Source organism: Erythrobacter donghaensis (genome assembly GCF_001557325.1).
Lineage (GTDB): Bacteria > Pseudomonadota > Alphaproteobacteria > Sphingomonadales > Sphingomonadaceae > Erythrobacter > Erythrobacter donghaensis_B.
Window position 1 is genome coordinate 1 of the sequence record NZ_LSJS01000289.1, and the last position, 6007, is coordinate 6007.

4 protein-coding genes are annotated in these 6007 nt (G+C 64.9%); all 4 read left to right on the top strand.

Going from position 1 to position 6007, the window contains the following annotated elements:
* The coding region (locus AX692_RS16245) for a S41 family peptidase (RefSeq protein ID WP_073977778.1) at positions 1-2934 on the top strand (2934 nt) is incomplete at its 5' end.
* Between the two features lie 875 nt (positions 2935-3809).
* Positions 3810-4055 (top strand): helix-turn-helix domain-containing protein, encoded by a 246-nt coding sequence (locus tag AX692_RS16250; protein WP_073975554.1) that lies wholly within the window; start codon positions 3810-3812, stop codon positions 4053-4055.
* A 109-nt stretch (positions 4056-4164) separates the two neighbouring features.
* Complete coding sequence (locus AX692_RS16255; RefSeq protein ID WP_073975535.1) at positions 4165-4782, top strand: type IV toxin-antitoxin system AbiEi family antitoxin domain-containing protein; 618 nt, start codon at positions 4165-4167, stop codon at positions 4780-4782.
* On the top strand, positions 4775-5710 hold the full coding sequence (locus AX692_RS16260) for a nucleotidyl transferase AbiEii/AbiGii toxin family protein (protein WP_081095401.1): 936 nt from the start codon (positions 4775-4777) through the stop codon (positions 5708-5710). Before AX692_RS16255 ends, AX692_RS16260 begins: the two co-directional genes overlap by 8 nt.
* Positions 5711-6007 lie beyond the last annotated feature (297 nt).

Sequence of the window (6007 nt, forward strand, 5' to 3'; positions counted from 1 at the left end):
GAGGTGCTCCACACCATCGACCCCGCCGGCGGCGAGGCGACCGCGATCCCGCTGTGGCGCGCCAATGACGCGGCCTTCGGCGCGGACGGCAAGACGCTGTTCTTCACCCGCCGCGGTCTCTTCGCCCGCGCCCGCGACAATGCCGTGCTCTATCGCGGCGGCGGGATGGAGCAGCTGTGGCGCTGGCAGAGCGGTTCGGGCGCGGAAGGCCAGCAGCTGCTCGCGGACTTCGGCGCGCCGATCCGCATGCCGATGGCGGGCGGCGGGCGAATCTACTTCATCTCCGACAAGAGCGGCAAGGACGCGGTCTGGTCGGTCGCAGAGGACGGCAGCGATGTCCGCCAGGTCTCGCCCGAACTGCCTTTCCCCGTGCTCCAGGCCAATATCGATGGCGGTGAGGTGTTCCTCCAGAACGGCGCCGACATCCATGTCTTCGACCTCGCCGCAGGCACGCTGACCAAGCTCGCGATCGATCTCGTCACCGACCGCGAGCAGACCCGCGTGCGCGCGATCGACGATCCCATGCGCTGGTTCGAGGCGGCGCGGATTGCCCCTTCGGGCGAGATGGTGGCGGTCACCGCGCGCGGCCGCGCCGCGCTTGCCGCGCCGGGCGACCTGCGCCGGATCGAGCTGCCCGTCCCGCTCGCCGCCCGCGCGCGCCAGGCGGTGCAGGCGCCCGGCGGCAAGGAGGTGTTCGTGATCCTCGATCAGGGCGAGCGCGGCGACATCTTCCGCATGCCCGCCGACGGCACCGGCACGCCGACCCAGGTGACCAAGGGCTATGACGCGCATATCTGGTCCTTCGCCATCGCGCCCGACGGCAAGACCATGGTGGTATGGGACAAGCAGGCGCGGCTCCAGAAGGTCGACATCGCCACGGGCCGCGTGACGCTGCTCGCGCGCAACGCCAGCGGGGCCGACGATGCCTTCTTCGACCTCGCCTTTGCGCCGGATTCGAGCCACATCGCCTATGCCGAGGTCGCGCTGACCAATGGCGGTAACACCGCCGACATCATGATCCAGAACCTCGCGACCGGTGCGCGCGTGCAGGCGACCTCGGGCAAGTACAACAACTACGCCCCCGCCTTCGCGCATGACGGGGCGTGGCTCTACTTCATCTCCGACCGCAACTTCGCACCCGAACCGGGCGGGCCGTGGGGTGACCGCAACATGGGCGCTGCCTTCCCCGACCGGGGCGAGCTCTACGCGCTCCAGCTCGATCCGGCCTCGCCCTTCCGGCTGCGTGCCGACAACGAGCTGACCCGCACCGCGGCCAGCGACAAGGAGGCCGGAGCGCCTGCAGGCGATGCCGCGCCCGAAAAGAAGGACGAGGGCAAGGGCAAGGGCAAGAAGGGCGCGGATACGCCGCCGAAGCCCGTGATCGTGCTCGATGGCGTCGCCGCGCGCCTCTACAAGCTGCCGGTCAAGCCGGGGGTCGAGGGCCAGCTGCTGGCCTCGGAGAAATTCCTCTACACCCGCCGCGGCGAGGATCTGGTCTCGATCGCGATCGACAAGAAGGACCCGCGCGAGGAGGTCTTCGCCCCCGGGGCGCGCGCGATGGAGCTATCGGCCGACCGCCAGACCGCGCTGGTGCTGAGCGGGAGCTTCGAGAAGCCCGCGCTCGCGCTGGTCCCCGCCGATCGCAAGCTGCCCGACAAGCCCGGCCCGCACCAGGTGCGGCTCGGCGACTGGCGCCTGACGATCGACCCGCGCGCCGAGTGGCGCCAGCTGTTCATCGACGCCTGGCGCCTGCACCGCGATTTCCTCTACGATCCTTCGCTGCGCGGGGTCGACTGGAACGCGGTCCGCGCCGCGCGCGAGCCCTTCCTCGAGCGGATCGGCACCCGCTCGGAGCTCGATGCGGTGCTCGGCGAGATGTCCGCGCAGCTGGGCGTGCTGCACAGCCAGATCGGCGGCGGCGACCAGCGCTCGGATCGCGAGAACCCGGCGATGGCCTTCCTCGGCGCCAAGGTGTCGCCGGTGGAGGGCGGCCTCAGGATCGACTCGATCCTGCGCGCCGAGGCCGATCTCGTCGACCGCCTCCCGCCGCTGCGCCGCCCCGGGGTCGACGTCAAGGAGGGCGACGTGATCCGGCTGGTCGACGGGCGCGCCGTGGCGAGCCTTGCCGACCTCCAGACCGCACTCGCGACCAAGGCCGGTCAGCAGGTGCGGCTCGATCTCACTCGCGATGCGCGCAAGCTGAGCGCGATCGTCGAGCCGATGACGCAGGACGGCCACCGGCAGGCGCAATATGCCGATTTCGTGCAGGGCAAGCGCGCCGAAGCCGAGCGACTGTCGGGCGGGAAGGTCGGCTACTTGCACCTGCGCGCGATGGGCCCCGACGATCTGGCGAGCTTCGCGCGCGACTTCTTCCCGCAGCTCGACAAGCCCGGCCTGATCATCGACGTGCGCGGCAATAATGGCGGCAACATCGACAGCTTCATCGTCGCCGCGCTGTTGCGCCGGGCATGGGCCTTCTGGGCAAGGCCCGACGGCACCGGCATTCCCACCACCAACATGCAGAACGCCTATCGCGGCCACGTCGCGGTGCTGATCGACGAGCGCACCTATTCGGACGGCGAGACCTTTGCTGCGGCGGTCAAGTCGCTCGGGATCGCGCCGCTGGTCGGAACCCGCACGGCGGGGGCGGGAGTGTGGCTGTCGGACCGCCCGGTGCTCGCCGACCGCGGCATCGCGCGCACCGCCGAGAATGCGCAATATGCGATCGACGGGCGCTGGATCGTCGAGGGGCTCGGGGTTGCGCCCGACGTGGAGGTCGAGAACCCGCCTCACGCCGCCTTCAAGGGCACCGACGCGCAGCTCGCCGCCGCGATCGGCCTGCTTGAGGAGAAGATCGCGCGCGAACCCGTGCTGCCGCTCAAGCCGCGCCCCCTCGGCCCGCTCGGCACCCCGGCGGAGGACGTGAAGCGCTAGCCAGCCCCGTCTGCCCGGACCTTGCGACAATCATGGCGGCAGGGGCCCCGGACAGGTGGCGCACGGTGGGCCGCGGCACGTGGGCAGCCCGTGGCAGGCAGCGATCATGCCGGGAGCAGGCCCGGTGGCAGCGGCCGGAGGCCGGACTGCGCCGCCCGGCGAACCTGCGCATCCTCGCTCCCTCGACCCCGATCTTGCCCGACGCGCCGGGCTGCGAGGCATGGATCAAACGCCACCCAGCGCCCGGGCGCCGCTGATGCCCCGCTACGGCCGACGGACAACCGACTCGATTGGCCCCTCGCCCGGGGTGCCGATGGAAGTCGAGATGCCCGGCGGCAGCATCGGCATCAGCCCCGCAGCCCCATTCGCCGACCGGAAACGCCCCCCACCACCGGCGAGGCAACAGGCGAGAGACAAAGCACAACCCCCGCCCGATCGCCCGACGCCGACGGGGAGGTGAGAGAGAAGATGGTGTTAAATGGTGCCAGAAGAGGACAAGCAAGTAAAAAGAAAGTATTTGATATACTTGCTATCTACACATTTCGAAGATTGAAATGCCACTTGCCATGCCCCCAAGTCTGAATTGCTTACAAGATTTGGGTCTCTAAGCACTGTTTCAGGCACATTCATCATGTAGCACGGTGTATCGTTCCAATGCAAGTTTTTTGGTTCGATTTATTTATGACTGTTTGTTGCAATACGTACCGGCTTTGGGTCCCCGCAATTTGATCGCGCCATGACATGGCACCTACGGCCATGAACTGCTGACCATGCTCCCCCGGTCGGAGAGCTGTCTAAAGCGGCAGGTTGATGCCCCACAGGGTATATTGCGGATTTATACCTTAGAGGGTATAGAATGGCCAACGGAGGCAGTGATGGATCAGCTTGTAAGACTGCCGAGGCAGCTAGGTGCAATCATCCAGAGTGCGCGTGTGCGGCAGGGGATGACCCAGTCAGAGCTGGCCGACATTTCCGGCACACAGCAGAAAACCATATCAGCCATCGAAAATGGCAGCGTCGGAGTAAAGCTCGGCACGCTGCTCCGCGTGAGCGCGAGCCTCGATCTCGATATCAAGATCGGGCCGCGAGAGCGTGGCCCCTCGATCGAGGACGTTTTCTAAGGCCAATCCATATAGCTTTTGCGTTCTTGATGCCCCATTGCATCAGGCCGCATGCATATGATATGTTTCCTCGGACAATATTTCATCTTGTCCGATGTAAAGTATCAGAATGATCGAACTGCAGACCCAAAGGGACAAGGCCGTAGCGCTGCTAACGCAGCGAACCATGATGCGCGCCTACGAACTCAAAGCGGAAGGGGTGACCGCAGCGACGCTAGCCAGAGCGGTAAGCGATGGTGAAATCATCAGGGCAGGCCGGGGCCTTTATCAGCTCCCCGATGGCGGCGACAGCGCGCACATGGCCCTTGCCGAAGTGAGCAAGCGTATCCCTGACGGTGTTATCTGTCTGGTGTCGGCACTGAGCTATCACGACCTCACCGATCAGATGCCACGCCAGGTCTGGGTGGCCATCGGTGCCAAGGACTGGGCCCCGAGGGTCGATTATCCGAAGGTGCGCATCGTCCGCTTCCGCGAGCCCTATCTCGGCTATGGAATTGAGCGCCACACCATCGCCGGGGTCGAGGTAGCAATCTACTCTGTCGCCAAATCGCTGGCAGACGCGTTTCGAAACGCACGGCTTGTTGATCGCTCCGTGGCAATTGAAAGTCTGCGCAGCGCGATCGAGCAGCGCAAGGCGACGCCTGCCGAGATTGCGCAGGCAGCGAAGGACTGCGGAGCATGGAAGATCATGCGCCCCTATCTCGAGGCCCTGGTGCAGAATGGCTAAGGACATCACCAACCTGGCCGCCTCAGTGCGCCAGCGGCTGCGCAATCTCGCGCTCGAAAAGCAGCGGGACTTTGGCCTTGTTCTGGTCAACTATGGGCTGGAGCGGCTGATCTACCGCCTCGTACAATCGCGGCATCGCGATCAGTTCGTGCTCAAGGGCGGCATGCTCGTGACCGTCTGGACCGGGGATGATCATCGCTCCACGCGCGATGCAGACTTCCTCGGCTTTGGCGAACTGGACGAGGAGCGCCTGCGCGAAATCTTCACCGACATCATGACCATCGACGGCAACGATGGTTTGATATTCGACGTTGAGCAGCTGGCGGCTGCGGCCATTCGCGAAGACAACATCTACGGCGGCGTCCGGCTCAAGACTGTCGCAATGCTCGATAGTGCGCGCATCCCGATCACCATCGATGTGGGCCTCGGCGACGCCCTCACCCAGCCCGAGCACGTCATCGACTATCCCTCACTGCTCGGAACTCCGATCCAGAATATCCGCGCCTATCCGCCCGAAACGGTCATCGCTGAGAAGTTTCAGGCCATTGTTGCCTTGGGCATCGTGAACGGGCGGATGAAGGATTACTACGACCTCTGGACCATTCCGGCAGTGCTCGACCTCGACGAGGCTTCATTGATGCAGGCCATCGCCGCGACCTTCGCGCGGCGCGAAACAGCAGTGCCGGTAGACGTTCCAGAAGGCCTGACCGACGCCTTTGCCAAGGATCCGCTCAAAGTGAGGCAGTGGCAGGCCTATACCGACTCCATCGGTATCGACAGCGTATCGCTGAGCGCAGTGACTGCGCGGATAAAGCGCATATCCTGCAAGAGGACTACAATCGAGCGCTCGCCTTGGTCGAGACTATCTTCATCCGGAACGCGAACAAGTTCCTTCTACCAAGACTCCTTCGCGAGACCACTTATCTGACGGCAGTCGCGAGCCTCACAGCTGAGCATTGCCAAATCGCCCAGCGGCAAGTTCAACGTATACGGCAGAGTTTAGGGGCGGGGGGGCTGTGGCCAAAACTGGCGAAGGCCAGTCGATAATTTCACGTGGATGTCGCGCGTGCGCGGACCAAATCCCAATTTGCAGGGCACGAGGACACTTGACGCCCACTAAGTTCGCTATCGATCGAGCTTTGGCTTGCAGGACTGGTCATAGCTAACGGATGTCCGTCGTCAGAACATTTGGCACAGGTCGCGGCGTAAATTAGCGGAGTGCGGG

Bases quoted from the DNA above. Each gene is read 5' to 3' on its own strand.
- AX692_RS16250 (WP_073975554.1), top strand. From the start codon at position 3,810: ATGGATCAGCTTGTAAGACTGCCGAGGCAGCTAGGTGCAATCATCCAG.
- AX692_RS16255 (WP_073975535.1), top strand. From the start codon at position 4,165: ATGATCGAACTGCAGACCCAAAGGGACAAGGCCGTAGCGCTGCTAACG.
- AX692_RS16260 (WP_081095401.1), top strand. From the start codon at position 4,775: ATGGCTAAGGACATCACCAACCTGGCCGCCTCAGTGCGCCAGCGGCTG.